Origin of the sequence: Microcoleus sp. D2_18a_B4 (genome assembly GCF_036702475.1) — a bacterium.
In the GTDB taxonomy this organism is placed as follows: domain Bacteria; phylum Cyanobacteriota; class Cyanobacteriia; order Cyanobacteriales; family Microcoleaceae; genus Microcoleus.
This window is the reverse complement of record NZ_JAUBTL010000029.1, coordinates 67,781-86,683: the sequence shown is the minus strand read 5'-3', so window position 1 is coordinate 86,683 and position 18,903 is coordinate 67,781. Positions and strand designations below refer to the sequence as shown.

Below are 18,903 nucleotides of genomic sequence, written 5' to 3'. Positions count from 1 at the left end.
AATGACTAATGACTAATGACTAATGACTAATGACTAATGACTAATGACTAATGACTAATGACTAATGACTAATGACTAATGACTAATGACTAATGACTAATGACTAATGACTAATGACTAATGACTAATGACTAATGACTAACTATGATTGGTATTTATACAAAAATTGAACAGGGGCAGCGGTGGCTCGATCGCTATCGGGGACGAAAACCGATATTTGCCTGCGTGTTAGGATTTACCGCTACTGGCTTAATTCCGGGGATTTCAGCAGCAGGAGCAACCCCGCACGATCGACAATTTACTTGTTTAGCCGATGCAGAATTTTTGTATAACGGCCCCCAACCGTCGCCCCAATATCCTTTGCCGCCGCTAGAAGCGGGTGCCTCGCCGGTACTGATATCTCGCGCTGTAGTCGAAGCTTTGGAACTTCCCCTTTACCTATTTAATGCTGGTTTGCCCATCCCGCCTCCCGTACCTGCAATTGATTTGGGCGGCACTCCGGCAAAGTGTTTGATTTCTGGGAATGCTTTAGAACTCGAAACAGTCAAACATTTGCTCGAACAAGGATTAATTTGGGGAGCTAAATTGGCTGCTCAAACTAATGGCAGCTATTTAATTTTAGGGGAGTGCGTAGTTGGGGGAACGACTACTGCTTTGGGCGTGTTAATGGGTTTGGGTATTGCAGCGGCGGGCAAAGTTAATAGTTCTCATCCTCGCTGCAATCACGCTCAAAAATTGGCTGCGGTGACAGCGGGACTCAATAATGCCGAGTGGGAAATTAACGGACAAAACAGCACTCCCCTGGAATTGGTAGCGGCGGTGGGCGATCCGATGCAAATAGCGGTGGCGGCAATGGCGATCGCCGCGAGTCGGACTTGCGGGGTGCTTCTGGCCGGGGGTACGCAAATGCTGGCAGTGTACGCTTTGATGCAAGCCTTAGCCCGTGAATATGCTCTACTATGGCGTCCCGAACAAGTTGCGGTGGGGACTACGCGCTGGGTGGCCGAAGACCCTACAGGAGACACTGTAGGACTTGCTAATGATATCGGCGGTGTGCCTCTGTTAGCCGCGCAGCTAAGTTTTGCTGGATCTCGCTACGGGCAACTGCAAGCTTACGATCGCGGCTATGTTAAAGAAGGGGTCGGTGCGGGAGCCTGTGCGATCGCCAGTGGCTTGGCTGCAAATTGGACTCCCCCTCAACTCCTCCACGCTGTTGAAGCTTTAGCCTCGCGCTGTGACATTAAACATTAAGTAGATAGTTATAAGAATCGATGCCAGATTTGTGAACTTCTCTCTTTCTTCTCTTTCTTCTCTCTCTCTGCGTCCTCTGCGCCCTCTGCGGTTTGTAAAAAAATCTTGTTCACCAAAGAAATAGCCTTCCTATTTCTACACAATATCTCCCTTTGATGCAGTATTCCCCCTGCTAATTGCGGGAGATAAAAAACTCTATGCAATGAATCTATAAGTAGACGAGCATAAATCAACGCAACTTGTATTTTTTTTGAATTACTACCCGATCCCCGCTAGCAATATTTAATTAGGCCCGCCTAGATGTTGCGAGTGCATTCTTTTGGAGAGCAACTGTTCTTCCAAGGCAGCAATTCGATTGTAAGCTGCTGTTAGCTGAGCTGTTAAGCGCTGGATTTGAATCTCTGCACTCAGCTCTTTTTCCAGGCTTTGAGAATTCTTGTCGAAGTAGCTGTCATCTAACAGTATGTCTTTGTGTTCGAGGAGGCCATCGAGACTGCTGTAGCTTTGATAGGGCGAGGTTTGGTCATTTCCTAGCGTTCCAGAGCGATCGTTTCTCTGTTGCTGGGTCAGCTTCGTCTCCTTTGCCGACTCCAAGAGCTTTTCATTGAGGTTTTCTATGAGTTTGTAGAGGGCCTCGACTTGTTGGCTCAATACTGTAACTTGCTGGCGGAGCGCTTCCATACAATCATCCTTTGGCTCGTAACTTAATATCTTTACATTTTAGGTAAATCTTTACATAACTTGGATTTATCACTAAATTATTTAATTTTTGACTTAATTGTTGTGTTCCCAATCCTGACGGTAGATTTAGGGAGCCAGCTTGAAGATAATCGATCGGCATTCGTGGGTCGATTGTAGATTTTAGATTTTAGGTTTTAGATAGTCTTGGACACAGGAACCGGGTTGGTTAACCCCCATACTTCGTTCAAACCTTCAATCAGGGTTAAAAAATCTGGTTTATGAGAGTCGGATCGCAGAGCGTCCTATTAGATTGACTTCGCTCTCGCCAGTGCTTTCAGGATTCAGATGAACTCACATCTTGCACCATTCTCAAGAACGGGTTCTCCGGCCCGTTCCACAAAACATAAATTTTCTTGTGGAACAGGCCGGAAAGCCTGTTGCTAAAAGGCTAATTGAGAATGGTGCAACATATGAGATGAAGGGATTTTTAGTTTTTTTATTTATTAAGCTGTCGCCGATTTAAAAAGGATTTTTCACTTCGGTTTTGTAAAAAGCGTCATCCAACGGCAGATGGCAGCGCTCTCGTTGTTTCGTTATATTAAAAAATGTAACACAGATGCAGCCGATCGACCCGGCTGGCGAGCACAACTGGCTCAAAGTAACTTTTCGCAGAGAAATTAGGCGTTAAGTTGAGGGAGTTTTCCGCATCGGAAAGCTCGATCGACCAGGTAGAAGGTAAAATCAGGGCAAGACTCAAACAGACTCACAGCGCAGCAGAACCGAGTACAATGGCTCTGTGTTTGAAAAAGAAATAAGACAAATCGGCGCCAACTACCGGACTCGACAAACAATTATTTCCCCGGCTGTAGAACACAAAACGATCGGTCAATATTTAGAAAAGCGGATTGACAGGTGAAACGAAGGTCTTTGCTATTGGGGGCCGCCACCCTAACTTTAAGTCAATTGGCGGCAGGGTGCGACTCGAAGCCCATTCTCAAAATTCGATCGCTCAAAAACGGTATTCCGGCCCAACTGGTAAGCAAATTTAGCCGCGATGTACAACCGTCTCCGCTTTTGCAGGTAAGGCAAGAAGCAGAATTAAAAGAATTATTCGCCCTGTTGCAGGAGTGGAAACGGGTTCCCGAATCAAAAAATCAAGCTAACTTGGTGATGTTGGGAGATTACTGGCTGACTTTGGCAATTAGGCAAAAATTGATTAAGCCGATCGATCCTGCTAAGTTTGCTAATTGGCCACAATTGCCTGAAAGATGGCAAAAACTCGTCAGGCGCAACGATGAGGGTAAATTAGATCCTCAAGGTAAAGTGTGGGCTGCACCTTACCGCTGGGGAAGTACGGTAATTGCCTATCGAACCGACAAATTTAAGGCTTTGGGGTGGACTCCGACAGATTGGAAAGACTTGTGGCGAGCGGAATTGCGCGATCTAATTTCTCTGCCCGACAGTGCTAGAGAAGTTATCGGTTTAACATTAAAAAAACTAGGGAAATCTTACAATACGCAGCAATTAGATAAAGTCCCCAATCTCAAAAAAGAACTCGCAAATTTGCACCAACAAGTTAAAGTTTATAGTTCTGACGCTTACCTGCAACCATTAATTTTAGGCGATACTTGGTTGGCAGTAGGTTCCTCTGGGGACTTGCTGCCGCTGCTGCAAACTCAAAAGGATATTGCTTTAGTAGTTCCGGTTTCGGGAACTGCACTTTGGACGGATTTGTGGGTACAACCAGCATCAGGGAATCCAGTTTCTTTAGTGGAAAAATGGATTGATTTTTGCTTACAACCTCGGGTTGCTCCTCAATTATCTTTGCTGGCTAAGGCTAGTTCGCCGATAATTGTCGGCATGAAACCCGAAGATTTGCCGGAAGCTGTTCGCACTAATTCTGTGTTGTTGCCGGATGCTAAGATTCTTGCTGCTAGCGACTTTCTGCTGCCTTTTGGGGATGCGGGGATTGCCCAATATCGATCGCTCTGGCAAGAAACTAGGCAAGTAGTGAGAAGTTAAAATCTAGAGTGCTAAAATCCTTTCACCCTTCCTCGAATACCCGGATTTGAGAGAGATTCTAAATCAATGCGACAGCTAAGCCGATCGCCCTTGCACGAATAAACTGCCAAAGCAGTGCCTTGACGGTTGCAAACTCGCACATTGTAACCATAATCATTGGCGACAGTGCCAAAGCGGTTAACAAACTGATAGCGTTCCATATAATCGAGCAAACTCCAAAGTTGGCGATTGACTATGAGAATTACCCAAGTATTGCCGGGATCTACAAACCAGCGATCGAGCAATTTGCCGCCAAATAGTTTGTGAGCTAACCACAGACTCGGCACGCTTTTTTCGGTTTGCGAAAGCGGGGGCGACGGGAAATTAGCAGCGCTGCCAGTCGGGCAAGCAGGCTGCTGGGAAAATGCCGCAGATTGTCCCCACAGCAACGCTCCGAGGCACGCATAACAGGCGATCGGGAACAAAAATAAACTTTTGGTCAAAATGCCGTGTTTGCGGCTAGAAACTTGAGTTTCGTGGCGCATTTTGGGGTAATTCATCATATTATTAGACAAGATTGCATAAATCATTCATTGATACAGAAACCGCAGATGTAAGGCAGATAAACACGGATAAACGCAGATAATTTTAAATTCCTCGTTACTAGGCTGGAGCCTAGTAACGCAGATCCGGAGGCTCTGCCTCCATGTTTCCAAGCGAGGCAGAGCCTCTAGATTTAGGTTCCCAGGCTGGAGCCTGGGAACAAGTTAATATGCAAAAGATGTACATTGCGATTTTTTGTTGTGTGGGGGCGGGTTTATTAGATTGTTTTTTTTGCTTTTATTATTGGTAAAACCCGCCCCTACAGTCATGTTAAAATTCCGATCGTTTAAACAATGAAGCAGGCAGACACACAGCAAAAGTAGAGCCGCAATCTAACTCGCTAGTAACTTCAATATCGCCGCCCATCATCTGACAAAAACGCTGGCTGATAGCCAGTCCCAAACCAGTACCCCCGTACTTGCGAGTAGTTGAATCGTCAGCTTGAGTAAAAGGTTGGAACAGTCGCTCTTGCTGTTCTGGTGTCATGCCGATGCCCGTGTCCGTCACGCGGAAAATTAAAAAGTCTGCATCCAAAATTAACATTTGAGCAACTCTCGGTTGATATTTATTTTTTAATTCTTCACTGGTAATTCTTTCGACAGTAAGCACGATCGTCCCATTAGCAGAAAATTTAGCAGCATTGCTGAGCAAATTCAGCATTACCTGCCGCACTTTCATCAAATCGCCGTGCATCGCGCCGATATTGTCAGAACTCAATACTTGCAAAGTATTGCCGTTTTTATCCATTAGCGGTTTGATAGTTGTTACCACCTCCTCGATTAAACCTCCAACATCGAAGCTTTCGAGGTAAATCTCCATCTTGTCAGCTTCAATTTTGGAGATGTCGAGAATGTCCTCTATAAGCCGCAGCAAGTGTTTGCCAGCAGTGCGAATTTTGTCTAAATCGGAGACTACGTGTAAGTTGCCTAACTCTTCGGCATCTTCCGCTAGCATATCGCTGTAGCCGATAATCGCGTTCAGGGGAGTGCGTAACTCGTGGCTCATGTTTGCCAGAAAAGCACTCTTGGCGCGGTTGGCGAGTTCTGCAGCTTCTTTAGCCAACTGCCATGCTTCCTCCGCGTCTTTGCGTTCGGTGATATCCCGCAGTGTCGCCACCACGGCTTCGACGCTGCCGTCTGTCGCACAAACCGGGCTGAGAATGTACTCGTAGTCGCGGGTTCCCCAGTTTGCCGTGGGGACAATTACTTCGCCTTTCACGGGTTCGGCTGTGGCAAATATGCCGTCGCATTCTTGGTGAACCCGCTGCATAATTGTTGGTGGCCAGCCTAATTCCTGCCAGGTTTTGCCAATCATTTCTCTGGGGTTCATGCCGGCAGCTTGAGCGGCGGTGCGACTGACATAGGTGTATTTTCCCGATCGATCTACTAGAAAAATTAGGTCAAGAGAAGCGCCGAGAATGCCGTCAACAGTTCTGGCGTGTCGGGCTACCTGAGCCGTCATTTGTCTGACTGTGATGGCGCCGCGGACTCTGGCGGCGAGTTCAAACCGCAAGAGTTCGTTGGCTTGTTTGAGGAATAGGGTGCGCTGTTCGACTTCTATTTCTAGTTCTGCTTTGGCTTTTTCTAGGGTGCGTTCGGCAAGTTTGCGATCGCTCACATCTGTAGAAATTGTACCGACTGCATAAGCTTTACCTTTGGAGTTGCAGAGGGGAAATTTCAGAGAAATATAAGTGTGCGGGCCGTCGTCTTGAGGGATGATTTCTTCGAGGGTTAGGGGCGAGGAGGATTCGAGAACTTTCAGGTCATTTTCTCGCAGGGCTGCTGAAGAGTCTTGGGGAAAAATATCGTCGTCGGTTTTCCCTGTTATTTGCTCTTTTGCGATGTCGAACAAATTGTCAAAATGGCGGTTGGTGAGCAGGTATTTTCCGTCAAGGTCTTTGATGTAAATTACTGCTGTTGAGTTGTCTAAAATCGCTTGCAGTAGTGCTTCGCTCTTTCGCAGGGCTTTTTGAGTGTTTTGGCGATCGAGTATTTCTGGCTGCAATTCCCAGTTGAGGCGATTTAAGTCTTGCCAAGCTTCCTGGACTTGATTTAAGGCGATCGCGCTTTTTTCTAATTCTGTATTTACCTGCCGCGACTGGTTTGAGACGGAGTTTTCGGGCAATTCTAGGGGTTGGAAAACGAGCGGGATGTGGGGATTTGCGATCGGGCGTTGGCGAAGCCCTCGAAGAGGATCGCCCGCCAATTTTTTATTATATCGAAAATCTACGGCTAATTGACCATCTAAACTCGATTTTTTAGGGAATAAATCGGGGAATTCGCCGAAATTTAAATTGTCATAAATTATATCAAATGTCCGCGATCGCTGTGGCGGTTCGGCGCTGGAGTTAAATGCCCAATTCCCGTCTGCTGTTGATAAATCTGAGTTAGCGGGTTTGGCAATCCGGCGAGTGACGGCAACTCCCAAGGCGAAGGGGGCAATGGCAGCCGCAGACATTGCCAGCAGCCAGTTGTTGCCCCACCAAGTTTCTATTGATGTTTTGGGGATGAATCGCACTAAAATTGCTGCGGGTTTTCCCGCTAAATTGCCAAGGGATTTGGCAGCTACTGCATAAGTTTGACTGCCTGTTTGTACGTTTCCGGTGACTGGTTTGCCGGCGGCTGCGACTGCTGATTTCAGCAGCGATTTCTCTGCCAGCAAGTCTGGTAACTGTTGGTTTTTTGTAAATGTTTGCGAACTTGCCAAGACAAATTTGCCGTCAGCCAGCGGTGCGTAGATAGCCTGATATCCGCCCCCCTGTAATTTGAGGGTTTCGGTGCTAGCAACTGCCGAAGTTTTGCTGATAATTTCTCCTAATACTAAGGCCGCAATCACTGTCTGATTTTTGGGATCTTTTATGGGAATTGCTGCGTAGTGGAGGAGAACAGGGCGAGATCCCTTTCCGGCCGGCAAAGATCCCAATTGTTTCTGAACTTCCGATTTAGCAATGATTTCGCTGGCGGTAATTGGCTCTTTTGTAGCGAATACTCGATCGACTATTTTTTGCAGGTTAAAACTTTTTCCCTTCTGGTTAGAGTTGACGCTAACCACTATCTGCCTGTTTTTTCCAACTAATGCCGCGCTGTCTATTTCCCCTGTTTTGACTTGATTTTCTAGAATTTTCTTGACAGATTTTTGCAAATATGATACTTTTTTGGCGCTGTTGTAAGCTAAGGCTATTTGGGCGATCGTTTTGCTGTCAGAAGAGTTTTGCAAACGGTCTGTGGCGCGATCGAGTGGTAGATTGTAGTTAATTTCACTAAGGCTCAGTTCAGATTTAGCTTGATTTTGCAGTTGATTGCTTCCAACTGCCGATGTTAGCCAAAGTGCTGCTGCCGTTAGTCCGACGGGCAAGATTGTTTGTAAAGTCAGCAGTCCGATTAGCTGTTTTCTGGTAACAGTTAAGTTGTAAGTACACGGCTTGAAAGCTGCTTTCAATCTTCTTTCGGAAGTCGCAACTTTAGTTTGCTGCAGACAATTTGGCTGGCTGTCGTTTAACTGAGTATGAGCCATAGTAGTAGATGCGGGATCGGTTGTAGATGACAAGCAATCAATTTTAGATTTTAGATTTTAGATTTTAGATTTTAGACTTTGGCGTGAGCGCTCAGTTGAACGATTTTAGATTTTATATCGCAATACGCTTGGGTTAAAACTGTTTATTCCTCGCATCTCCCCCTAAATCCCCCTGATTGTTGGGGAGTAGGGGTTGACTTTGAGTAAGTTCTTGTCCCCCCCGACCTAGGGGCGGTGCGACCCCTACTCCCCGTGCCCGCCCTTGGCTAGGGGGGATCGGGCTTAACCCAAGGGTATTGTTTTATATCGAGTTCGGTTAATCACTCATCATAAAATTGTTGCCTCTCGCCGCCGCCAACCAAGCAAGAAAATGACTGGGGTATTCTCAAAAAAATAGGTTTCTCGCTGTTAATTAGATTGTGTTATTTAGTTGTTTTTACATATAATACTGTCGGCTCCTATTTAAAGTGTGTTGGGAGCATCCAAATGAGTGCTTTCACAGGAGTGTTCGCGGTTAGATGTAGGCTTTGCTGTGCAAGATATTCGCACTCCTTAAAAAGGCTTTTTGCAAAATCAGGATGCTCCCGCGTACAGTCGTAAAACGAAGTAGTTTATCGATCGACTGTATCGTAAATTCAGTTAAACTGAAATGTTGCACCATTCTCAATAAGGTTTTTAGGGGCGGGCTCTCCTGCCCAACCCCTACTCCCCACAAGAAATTAATTCTTTGTGGAACAGGCCGGAAAGCCTGTTAAGCGAGAATGGTGGAAGATTTCAGGTTAAACCAAAGTTTAGCGTAATTATTGCAACAGTTAGATACGCTCGATCGCCTTTTCCCTGCTTTACCTTTTTTTCAATCCCACAACCGCCTGCCTGCTTTGCCACCAAGTCGCTGGTGAGTATCTTTGAGCAAGGTTGGGATGTCTAACTCTTCGGGACACCGGGGCAAACATTCGCCGCAATCGGTGCAGCGGTTGCCTTTGCTGCCGGGAAACCAGTGTCCGGCATTTTCAAACATGGCATAGCGGTATTTGCCAAAGTCAGTCATGTCGCACCCGACGGCGAGATTGCGGAGTCGCAATACTTCGGGAATGTTGATGTTTTCCGGGCAAGGCAAACAGGCATAGCACTGGCTGCATTTGTCGGTTTTCAAAGTTGCTGCAATAACCGATTCTAGCCGATCGAACGCAGCGATTTCGGCGTTGGTGAGGGGAAAGTCGCGATCGCAATATTTCAGGGGTTGCTCTAATTCTGTGGCATTTGCAGGGCCCACACTCAAAGTCCCAATCCTAGTATCGCTAAGTAAAAACCGATAGTTTAACTCTAAGGGCGACAAAGGCGAGCACAATTGTGCGAGAGTTTCCGGGGGCGTGTAGAGTTGCCCTCCTTTATCTGCCGGGGAAATGATGAAAACGCCCATATCTTTGTCTTTGGCGAGTTCAATTGCCGGGGCGTTGCGCTGAAAAAAATAGTAATAATGCAGATTGACAAATTCAAACAAATCTGTATTGATTGCAGCCAAAATCAGATCCAGAGGCCCGTGAGTCGAAAAGCCGACGTGCCTAATGATCCCATCAGCCAGGGCTTTGCGTACAGCTTCCATGCAGCCTGTGGGATCTCGCACAATCGCCAAATGTTCCCAAGTATTCAAACCGTGAATTGCCAGACAATCGATATAGTCTAATTTCAGGCGTTTGAGGGATGCGTCGATGCAGCGTTCCATTGCTGCTGCATCCTCGGTTGGGGAAATTTTTGTAGTGACGTGGAGGCGCGATCGATCGACAGACAAACCAGCCGAAAGGGCCGCGCCAAGATATTCCTCGCTGCAACCGTAACCTGCAGCCGTTTCCAGGTGATTGATTCCCTGAGACACTGCCTGTTGTACAGTCTGACAGGCAGTTTCCTCAGAAGCCAAATAGCGCATGGTTCCCAAGGAAAATACGGACAGGTGCAACTCCGTTTTGCCAAACCGTCGATAGCGCATAAAGTTTAGGAAGTTTCGCCCGGGCTGAAGCCACTTCTCTTAATCAAATCCTCTGGACGGAGGTTTGAGATAAATTCCCGGAAGGCCCGGCGTTCTGCCTCATCAGCATCTCGATCGACTGGTATCGAAGCATCGGCGACGACTTCTTCCATCACCCAGATGGGGCTATTCGTTCGCAAGGCTAGGGCGATCGCGTCGCTAGGTCGGGCATCGATCTCTTTTTTAACTTCTCCCTGACGGACGATCAGCACGGCATAGAACGTGTTATCTTGCAGCGAGTGAATAACTATGCGCTCCAAGGTAAGGCTCCATGCCTCTAAAAAATTGACCATCAGATCGTGAGTTAAGGGCCGAGGAGGCTTGTGGCCTTCGATCGCGCTAATAATAGCCTTTGCTTGCTCCTGACCGATATAAATAGGCAAAGCCCGTCGCTCAGTAGCGTCTCTCAATAGGACAATAGGACTGCGCGTGGCTGCATCTAAGGCAATTCCAGCGACTTTCATTTCAATCATAAAAATGCTCGGTAAGTGGGAAACTCAGAGACTTTAGTCCTGAGAGGGAAACAACATGGGCGGTTTCAACACATTCGACTACGCTCAGTGAGCACCACCTTGAATCCCCTTTCCCCTTTCGGGGGTAGAGGGGTATGGTTGCCCCTCTTTGGAGATATGGTTGTCTCCGGCTCCCTTTCGGGGTAATGTTCGCTTGTCGGTCAATGTTATGAGAGCTTGTTAGACTTGCAACACTGTCGAGCGTGACCTTAAGACTGTTTAATTGCAAATGACAGAGCCCAAAACTAGCGTCGCATTCAAGGAGTGTCGTGACTCAAATAACGTAGCCAGTTAAGGCTGAGGCCCGTCAGCACAGCTTGCTTCGATTGCTCTTACAAGCTCAGTCCCTGGTTTTAGGGCTGGGTTACTGACAGAATTAAGAAACTGCAAGGCGGTAGAAAACTCGGACATAAAGATGACCTAAATCCAGTATGACTCGATCTTCGCCTGAATCTGCAACTGATCGGGGACTGTCGATTTTAAATTAAAGAATTGACAAAGAGGGATAGGGGGGATAGAAAAAGCTCCTGCATCTGGTTTGTGACTGTGGTTTGATGTAAATAGGCGATCGACTAAGGAAAAATACTTATGTTTACAGGACTAATTCAATCTCTCGGAAAGCTGAAGTCGCTAGGCAACGATTATTTCCAAATTTCCTGCACCTCAAACAACTCGTACCTAATTTTACAAGATTTAGCCATTGGGGACAGCGTAGCCGTGGATGGAGTCTGTTTGACGGTAGTGGAAGTTCTGCCGCAAGGTTTTGTCGCCGTCGCTTCTCCAGAAACTCTCCGGCGCACTACTCTGGGCTCATTCCCCGATGCTGTGGTGAACCTAGAAACCTCCCTGCGCGCCGGTAGCAAATTGGGGGGACATTTTGTGACGGGGCACGTAGATGCGATCGGCACTTTAGCGACATCAACCCAAACCGCCAACGCTTGGGATATGCGGTTTACTGCCCCACCTGTAGCAAATTCGGGATGGCAACGTCAAATCGCACCTTACATCGTTTCCAAGGGGAGCATCGCCGTCAACGGCATCAGCTTAACCGTGGCAGATTGCGATGCTGACGGCAATTGGTTTGAAGTTGCTGTCATTCCCCACAGTTTTGGTGAGACAAACCTCAGCTATTTGCAACCAGGAAGTTTAGTAAACTTAGAAGCAGATATTCTGGGCAAGTATGTCGCCAAATTTCTCCGCAGCGGCTCAAAATCCCATCCCGAACCTTGGGAAGAAACCCCGGCAATCAACAGTTTAGGAACAATTACACCCGAATTCTTAGCAGAACACGGATTTATGTAATCAATGAAACAATAAAAATCATTGCTGAGCGAAGTAGCTGTGGGCCGGGTAGCATCTTTTTATCATTTAGAATATAACTTTTAGTTGTAGTCTAAGCTGTTGTACACCTAATTTGACAGTCAATTTTTCTATAATTATTGTGGAACGGGCAGGAGAGCCCGTCTCTGGATTCAATTTAAATGCGTAGCAGCTTATCACCATTCTCTTGCTTTGCACAACTCATTGATACGTGCTATATACCATTGACATTGAACAGAGAAGGCGGTACAATTTTTATTAGGGGTTTCTTGGCTATCTCTTCCACCGACTGTGTAAGTCCTGACTGCGACGAGTGTAAGGTAGAGCTGCCAATCTACAAAGAAAAAAAAATTGAAAAACCTTGTTAAAAACCAATGCAGCCAGATTCTCAAAAATCCCCCCATTTTCCTCTCGTCTCAGTCATTATCCCTGCATACAACGCTGAACCATTTATTGAAGAAACTCTGAAATCTGTTCTCGCTCAAACTTATCCAGCAATTGAAGTTTTAGTCGTCGATGACGGTTCCCAGGATCGAACCCCTGAAATTGTCGAAAAAATCAGCCAAAAAGATTCTCGCGTCCAGCTTCTGAAACAGCAAAATGCTGGAGTTGCTGCTGCTCGCAACTTAGGAATTCAGAAGTCGAGAGGAGAATATATTGCCCCCATTGATGCAGATGATATTTGGTATCCGGAAAACATAGAAAAACAAGTTGAATGTATGTTGGAGGGAGGGGAAGAAGTAGGGGTGGTCTATTCGTGGACAGTAGACTTAGATGAAAAAGGATTGCTAACAGGAGGATTTCGGTCTTTTAGAATTGAAGGTGACGTGTACGCCACCTTAATCTGCCACAACTTTATAGGAAACGCGAGTGCTTCTATGATGCGTCGCAGTTGTTTGGAAAAGGTGGGGGTTTATGACAAGACATTGAAGGAAAGGAATGCTCAAGGCTGTGAAGACTGGGACTTATACCTGCGGATAGCAGAGCTTTATCAATTTCGAGCCGTGCCGGAATTTTCCATTGGCTATCGCAGAATGTATAACACTATGTCTACCAACTATACGACAATGGCGAATTCTCAATCTTTGATGCTGCAAGCTGCCAAGCAACGGCATCCCGAAATTCCCGATTTCCTGCACCGATTATCTACCAGTAATTTTTTGCTGTACTTAGCGAACCAAAGCAGCCGCAACGGCCGCGATCGCACCGCGCTCTTTTGGTTATTCCAAGCTTTAAAAACTGAGTGCATCTCACCCTTATTGCGTTCTGGCTTTTACATAGTATTGGGAAAGAGCCTTTTAAACCTATTATCCCAGTCTGGGAAACATCAGGATGCTCTCGATGCACCTGTGAGAGTAGAAGATACGCCATCCTCTGAGAACCAACCGATCGGCCGGGAGGTGTTGGTAGAGATCCGGCGCAAAAAGATCAAATTAATGGTAACGATAGGGAACATTTTTCACCGCTCAATTTCCCTCCTTGTCAAGCGAAATCAACCAAATATTGACACGCTCCCTCAAGTAAAAATTAGCGCCACGCCACCGACAAAGGCAGAGTTGTCTTATGAAAAAAGAGATTCAGGCTATTAGAACTCTGCTACCCCTCCTCAAGCTTTATCCTTGGGCAATCCCGGCAATGATTTCCTTGGGTATGCTTGCTTCCCTTTCCGACGGCTTTGGCATTAGCTTATTCATTCCCTTTTTGCAAACTTTACAGCAAGAACAAACTCAGGCTATAACTGGCAATTCTTTCATTGATTCTCTGAACAAGATATTCGCTGGTGTCCCTGCTGGCTACCGCGTCTTAATCATCCCATTTTGTATTTTAGTCAGTATCCTCATCAAAAACCTGATTGTCTATAGTAATTCTCTGCTTTTTGCTTGGTTAAATTCGCGAATTAGCAACCGATTGCGCTGCCAAATTTTCAACCAAACTTTAACCGTTAGCTACTCTTTCTTAGAACGCAGCGAATCTGGAAAGATTATGAATATTTTGGCGACAGAGAGTTGGCAGACTAGCAAAGCTTTGAGTTTGTTTGTTAACTTGATTACGTATGCTTGTACGATTACTGTCCTGGCAACACTGTTGCTACTCATCTCTTGGCAACTCACCTTAATTATCAGTATATCCCTCTTCCTAATTTCGCAGTTCATCCAATTTGTGACGCGCCGAGTCAAACATCTGGCACAGCAAGCTGTAGACGCCAATTCTCAGCTCGCTGTCCGAATGTGGGAAGGATTAGGGGGGATGAGAACCATCCGCTCCTTTGGACGGGAACCTTATGAGCAAGAACGCTTCGATCGCGCTTCCCAGCAGGTGCGAAACACCTTTTTCCAACTCGATATGCTGGGAGGGCTCATCAATCCGCTCTATGAAGTTTTTTCCGCACTCCTCCTGTTAGCAATTTTGGCGATCGCCCTCCTGCAAAACCAGTCAGCTATGCCAACGCTGCTGACTTTTTTATTCATCCTCTACCGCTTGCAACCGCAGGTGCAACAGCTAGATGTCGCGAGGCTAGGTTTAGTCTCTACCGCCAGTTCTGCTGAAGTGGTGATGTCTTTTTTAGACACTTCTGATAAACCTTACATCCGCTCTGGTAATCTTTCCTTTGACAAGTTAAAGCAGGCGATCTATTTTGAGTCAGTTTCCTTAACTTACAACCCAGAAGATAGGCCTGCAATAGAGGATGTCTCCGTCGAGTTTAAACGCGGCCAAACTACTGCTTTAGTGGGGCCGTCTGGTGCGGGAAAATCGAGCATTATCAGCCTCCTCTGCCGCTTTTACGAGCCAACGTCAGGAGGAATTTATGTTGACGACTGCTCATTAAAAGAACTGAATTTAATGGACTGGCGGAAAGGAATTGCGATTGTCAGCCAAGATGTCCACATCTTTAGCGGGACGGTGAAGGATAATATCGCCTACGGGCGCTTGGAAGCAACGGAGGCAGAAATTTTTGACGCTGCAAAACTTGCCAATGCTCACGATTTCATTAGCCAACTGCCGGAAGGGTATGACACGAAAGTGGGCGATCGCGGCGTTCGCCTTTCTGGCGGGCAAAGGCAGCGCATTGCCCTCGCTCGCGCGATTGTCCGCAACCCAGATATTCTAATTCTGGATGAAGCAACGAATGCTCTGGATAGTATTGCCGAAAACTTGATTCAGGAGGCCCTCAATACGCTCAGCCAGGATCGTACCGTCATTGTCATTGCTCACCGCTTATCGACGATTGAAAATGCCGATAAAATTATTGTGATGGAAAATGGCAGGGCGATCGAACAAGGCAACCTCCAGTATTTGCTGAAACTCGACGGCCTCTTCGCCAAGCTTTATCACTTGCAACACCGCAACGTACAAAACTAAGTATAAAACTAAGAGTAAGTTGGTGAATTTTTTATGCCTTATCCCATCCTTGACATTGAAGTGACACAGCCCCTCCCAAATCTGAAAATTTCTGAGGAGGATACAGGAATTGCCTTAGTTGTGCGGCGCAAAGATAAAGCTGTTGGTTTGATCATGCAGCCTCTTCCTCCCAAGAGCGTCCTTTCTCCTGAAGATTTAGCTAAAATGATTGAACGGGAGGTCGGCATTAAGTTACTTCAGGAAGCGATTAGAGAAGAGTTAACTCCTGCCGAAAATGGCGATCCCTTTCCGGCGCTGACAGTAGCAATTTGTACGAAAGATCGGCCGGACAACCTGGCGCGGTGCCTGCAACATTTACTAAAGTTGCAAAGACCTATTTCGGGTGAAAAGCTTTACTTTGAAGTGTTAGTAATTGATAATGCACCTTCTGATGAAAGAACGAAGGAATTGGTAGACTCTCTACCAGGAGTTCGCTATGCCCGGGAACCCAAACCAGGTTTAGACTTCGCTCGCAATCGCGCCTTGCAGGAGGCGACTGGCGAACTATTAGCCTTTCTTGACGATGATGTCACGCCCGATCGCCAATGGCTGAAAGGCTTGATGGAAGCTTGGGCAGAAAATCCTGATGCTGGCGGTTTTACAGGGTTAGTGCTGCCTTATGAGTTAGTGACTGAAGCCCAAATTTTATTTGAAAGCAGAGGAGGCTTTCGACGCGGCTTTGAGAAAATCCGCTATGGTCAAATCTTGCCGTATAATCCCTTATACCCCTGTGGGGCTGGCATATTTGGAGCTGGTTGCAATATGGCATTTCGCCGAGATGTTTTACTGCAATTAGGGGGATTTGATGATGCACTCGATACAGGTGCGCCCCTCCCGGGCGGTGGCGATTTAGATATTTTTTATCGAGTTGTTCGCGCTGGCTATCCCCTCGTCTATGAGCCTCGCTATCTGGTGTTTCACCAACACCGCCGGGAATATGAAAAATTGCGCCGCCAGTATTGGACGTGGGGTTTAGGTTTTATGGCTTTTGTCGTAAAATCTTATCAGACCGATCCGAGCCAACGCTCGAAATTGCGCTGGCTTGTAGCCTGGTGGTTTGCCAATCAGTTAAATCAGTTGCAACAAAGTGTCAGAGGGTGCCATGTATTGCCTCCCCACATGATTCTAGCCGAGTTGTGGGGCGGTGTTGTGGGTCTGTTTGGGGAATATCCCCGCTCTTTAAAACTAATTGAAAAAATTAGGCAGCAATTTGCCTAAAATTACGAGAGTTATTTCAGAAATCTGTTTCATATTGAACGTAGGAAAGAACAGTTAAATATGAGTAAGCTTCCGCCGATTGATATCGTTATTTGTACTTATAACAATGCTCCCCTTTTAGACAAAGCTCTCTCAGCTATTTCCCAACAAATAGTTTCACCCAAGCTAGAGTGGAGGGTTTTAGTAGTTGATAATAATTGCACGGATAATACGCAGAAAATTGTCGAAAAATATCGAGTGTTGGGCAAAATTCCCCAGCTTTCTACAGTATCAGAAACACAGCAAGGATTAACCTATGCCCGCCACTGTGGCGTTCAAAATACAACTGCTGATTGGATTGCTTTTGTAGATGACGATTGCTTCCTGGCAGAAGATTGGGTGGAACAAGCTGTTAGATTTGCAGCAGCTCATCCCGACTGCGGCGCTTTTGGCGGTCGAGTAATTTTAGATTGGGAAACTCTACCAGCCAAATATGTATTGAATTATGGGTACTCCTTCGCACAACAAGAACACGGTACAGAACCGCAAAAAAAATCTTGTTTAGTGGGAGCAGGATTAGTTCTGAATAGAGCAGCCCTCGCTCATACTGGCTGGATCGATAAACCGTTACTTCAGGATCGCATCGGAACCAAGCTCATATCAGGGGGAGATGTGGAAATCGCTTTGCGGATTTACGGAGCAGGATACGATCTGTGGTACACTCCCGACTGTAAGTTAAGGCACTTTATTCCGGCTAGGCGTACTTCTCAAAAATACTTGATCGACATTAACTATGGTCTAGGAACCTCTCAAGTTTTGGGCGATTCTCTTCTCTGGTCTGGTTCTTATCGAGATTGGCTGTTGAAATTTATTATCGATGCGGTGAAAGCTTCCCAAAATGTCCTGATTCAATCTTTAAGAGCAGCTTTGGGGCGGATGAATCCAGCGGAAGTGGAGATAAATGGGAGTTTTGTCCGCGGTAAGTGGGCCGGAATTAGCCGTGTGGTTCGCATGAGCCCAGAAGAACGCAGCTTGCTATTGGGGCGTGCAAAATTAGCTGGCTAAACAGCTCATAAATAATATTTTTTGAGGTAATTTCTGTGAGCAAGCCTTGGAAAGTTCTCAATGTCGAATTGAGCGAAAAGATTCCTGAATTGCCCTTGATTTCCAACTACGCCGGAGTGTATGTAGTGTTTTGGTGGCATAATATCCCCCTTGGCGAACGGGAGATTTTAGAGGATCAGTTGCCAATCTCGGCTTCACAACTAGCGAATCTAGCGGCGCTGGCGATCGCGCCTGCAGTCGGCAGCCACCTGCTAGAGCAAGGTTTTAAAGCGCCTTTGCCAGAAGTTTACAAAAAAAATCGGGCGTGGCACCAGCCCCCTGAGTTTCATGCCCTGACTGCCTTAGAGCAACCCCTGGCCAAGCTGCAGGAACGCTTGAACCAGACTAGCAGCGCATCTGTTTCTGTCGTAATCGGCACTCGAAATCGGCCAGAACAGTTGGCGCGATGTTTGCAATCCCTGCAAAATTTATCCCAACCTGCTCATGAGCTCATCGTGGTTGATAATGCTCCGAGTTCAGACGCTACCCGCCAACTGGTGGCCGAGATCCCTGGAGTCAAATATGTATTAGAACCTCGCCCTGGTTTAAGCATCGCCCGCAATACTGGCATCCGCCACTGTACAGGCGACATTATTGCGTTTACCGATGACGATGTGATCGTTCACCCTGACTGGGTGGCCAGGATTGCACAAAGCTTCCGCGAACCCAAGATCATCGCTGTAACCGGCCTCGTCCTGCCTGCTGAACTCGAAACAGAAGCCCAATTAATATTCCAAAAAGGTGATACTGGCTTTGGTTGGGGATACCGATCTCTGACTTTTGACGCTGAATTTTTTAAGGATACGAAACACCTAGGGGTTCCCGTTTGGCGCATTGGCGCAGGAGCAAATATGGCTTTTCGGCGTGAAGCTTTTGAGTTACTAGGAGACTTTGACGAACGCTTGGGTGCAGGGGCATCTGGGTGCAGTGAAGATTCAGAGCTATGGTACAGAGTGCTGGCGGAAGGGTGGATTTGCTACTACGATCCGACCCCTGTTGTTTATCACTATCACCGGGGCGATCTCGATAGCTTGAAACATCAGATGCACCAATATATGCGGGGTCACATCGCCGCCCTTTTGATTCAGTTTGGGCGCTACAAGCACTGGGGGAACTTGCTTCGCTTATTCATCATTTTACCTCTCTATTATGTGAAACGATTTTTAATCGGTCTTTTGACCGGATTTAAAGGGATTAATAGAACGCTATTGGCAGAGGTATTAGGTTGCTTTGCGGGAGTCAGCTTTTACCTCAAAAATCGTGTAAAGAAGGATCAATAGTTTTTCCAATTATAGGAAG

13 protein-coding genes are annotated in these 18,903 nt (G+C 46.6%); 8 read left to right on the top strand and 5 right to left on the bottom strand.

What is annotated here, in order from left to right:
* The first annotated feature begins 144 nt into the window (after window positions 1-144).
* A complete protein-coding gene (cobT, locus tag QUB04_RS17885; protein WP_333286344.1) occupies window positions 145-1,251 on the top strand; it encodes a nicotinate mononucleotide-dependent phosphoribosyltransferase CobT in 1,107 nt (368 codons plus the stop codon).
* A gap of 282 nt (window positions 1,252-1,533) precedes the next feature.
* On the opposite strand, the gene QUB04_RS17880 is transcribed toward cobT, so the two are convergent.
* Window positions 1,534-1,932, bottom strand: a complete 399-nt coding sequence (locus tag QUB04_RS17880; protein ID WP_242715966.1) for a hypothetical protein — start codon at window positions 1,930-1,932, stop codon at window positions 1,534-1,536.
* A 912-nt stretch (window positions 1,933-2,844) separates the two neighbouring features.
* Here QUB04_RS17880 and QUB04_RS17875 point away from each other — a divergent pair.
* Complete coding sequence (locus QUB04_RS17875) at window positions 2,845-3,954, top strand: extracellular solute-binding protein (RefSeq protein WP_333286342.1); 1,110 nt, start codon at window positions 2,845-2,847, stop codon at window positions 3,952-3,954.
* A gap of 11 nt (window positions 3,955-3,965) precedes the next feature.
* Here the strand turns inward: QUB04_RS17875 and QUB04_RS17870 are convergent, their stop codons facing one another.
* The 4 genes from QUB04_RS17870 to QUB04_RS17855 form a co-directional block, all read right to left on the bottom strand.
* Window positions 3,966-4,496, bottom strand: coding sequence for a hypothetical protein (locus QUB04_RS17870; RefSeq protein WP_333286340.1), 531 nt, complete (start codon window positions 4,494-4,496; stop codon window positions 3,966-3,968).
* A 310-nt stretch (window positions 4,497-4,806) separates the two neighbouring features.
* The gene (locus tag QUB04_RS17865; protein ID WP_333286338.1) at window positions 4,807-8,082 is read right to left on the bottom strand and encodes a PAS domain-containing sensor histidine kinase; all 3,276 of its coding nucleotides are present in this window, start codon (window positions 8,080-8,082) and stop codon (window positions 4,807-4,809) included.
* An 820-nt stretch (window positions 8,083-8,902) separates the two neighbouring features.
* On the bottom strand, window positions 8,903-10,033 hold the full coding sequence (locus QUB04_RS17860; RefSeq protein ID WP_333286336.1) for an aldo/keto reductase: 1,131 nt from the start codon (window positions 10,031-10,033) through the stop codon (window positions 8,903-8,905).
* Between the two features lie 5 nt (window positions 10,034-10,038).
* Window positions 10,039-10,545, bottom strand: coding sequence for a bifunctional nuclease family protein (locus QUB04_RS17855; protein WP_333026715.1), 507 nt, complete (start codon window positions 10,543-10,545; stop codon window positions 10,039-10,041).
* Between the two features lie 627 nt (window positions 10,546-11,172).
* Between QUB04_RS17855 and ribE the strand changes: the two genes are divergently transcribed.
* The 6 genes from ribE to QUB04_RS17825 all read left to right on the top strand — a co-directional run bounded on the left by ribE (window position 11,173) and on the right by QUB04_RS17825 (window position 18,884).
* Window positions 11,173-11,886 (top strand): riboflavin synthase, encoded by a 714-nt coding sequence (gene ribE / locus QUB04_RS17850; protein ID WP_333286334.1) that lies wholly within the window; start codon window positions 11,173-11,175, stop codon window positions 11,884-11,886.
* A gap of 392 nt (window positions 11,887-12,278) precedes the next feature.
* Entirely contained in the window at window positions 12,279-13,493 is a 1,215-nt protein-coding gene (locus QUB04_RS17845) for a glycosyltransferase family 2 protein (protein ID WP_333286332.1), read from the top strand.
* Complete coding sequence (locus QUB04_RS17840) at window positions 13,468-15,264, top strand: ABC transporter ATP-binding protein (protein WP_333286330.1); 1,797 nt, start codon at window positions 13,468-13,470, stop codon at window positions 15,262-15,264. The genes QUB04_RS17845 and QUB04_RS17840 overlap by 26 nt, the downstream gene beginning before the upstream one ends.
* A gap of 33 nt (window positions 15,265-15,297) precedes the next feature.
* Window positions 15,298-16,521: a glycosyltransferase gene (locus QUB04_RS17835; protein ID WP_333286328.1), complete on the top strand. Its 1,224-nt coding sequence runs from the start codon at window positions 15,298-15,300 to the stop codon at window positions 16,519-16,521.
* Between the two features lie 60 nt (window positions 16,522-16,581).
* Window positions 16,582-17,565: a glycosyltransferase gene (locus tag QUB04_RS17830; RefSeq protein ID WP_333286326.1), complete on the top strand. Its 984-nt coding sequence runs from the start codon at window positions 16,582-16,584 to the stop codon at window positions 17,563-17,565.
* Window positions 17,566-17,600: 35 nt separating this feature from the next.
* On the top strand, window positions 17,601-18,884 hold the full coding sequence (locus tag QUB04_RS17825) for a glycosyltransferase (protein WP_333286324.1): 1,284 nt from the start codon (window positions 17,601-17,603) through the stop codon (window positions 18,882-18,884).
* Window positions 18,885-18,903: the final 19 nt, after the last annotated feature.

Bases quoted from the DNA above. Each gene is read 5' to 3' on its own strand.
- QUB04_RS17845 (WP_333286332.1), top strand. From the start codon at position 12,279: ATGCAGCCAGATTCTCAAAAATCCCCCCATTTTCCTCTCGTCTCAGTC.
- QUB04_RS17840 (WP_333286330.1), top strand. From the start codon at position 13,468: ATGAAAAAAGAGATTCAGGCTATTAGAACTCTGCTACCCCTCCTCAAG.
- QUB04_RS17855 (WP_333026715.1), bottom strand. From the start codon at position 10,545: ATGATTGAAATGAAAGTCGCTGGAATTGCCTTAGATGCAGCCACGCGC.
- QUB04_RS17870 (WP_333286340.1), bottom strand. From the start codon at position 4,496: ATGATGAATTACCCCAAAATGCGCCACGAAACTCAAGTTTCTAGCCGC.
- QUB04_RS17830 (WP_333286326.1), top strand. From the start codon at position 16,582: ATGAGTAAGCTTCCGCCGATTGATATCGTTATTTGTACTTATAACAAT.
- QUB04_RS17880 (WP_242715966.1), bottom strand. From the start codon at position 1,932: ATGGAAGCGCTCCGCCAGCAAGTTACAGTATTGAGCCAACAAGTCGAG.
- QUB04_RS17835 (WP_333286328.1), top strand. From the start codon at position 15,298: ATGCCTTATCCCATCCTTGACATTGAAGTGACACAGCCCCTCCCAAAT.
- cobT (WP_333286344.1), top strand. From the start codon at position 145: ATGATTGGTATTTATACAAAAATTGAACAGGGGCAGCGGTGGCTCGAT.
- QUB04_RS17860 (WP_333286336.1), bottom strand. From the start codon at position 10,033: ATGCGCTATCGACGGTTTGGCAAAACGGAGTTGCACCTGTCCGTATTT.
- ribE (WP_333286334.1), top strand. From the start codon at position 11,173: ATGTTTACAGGACTAATTCAATCTCTCGGAAAGCTGAAGTCGCTAGGC.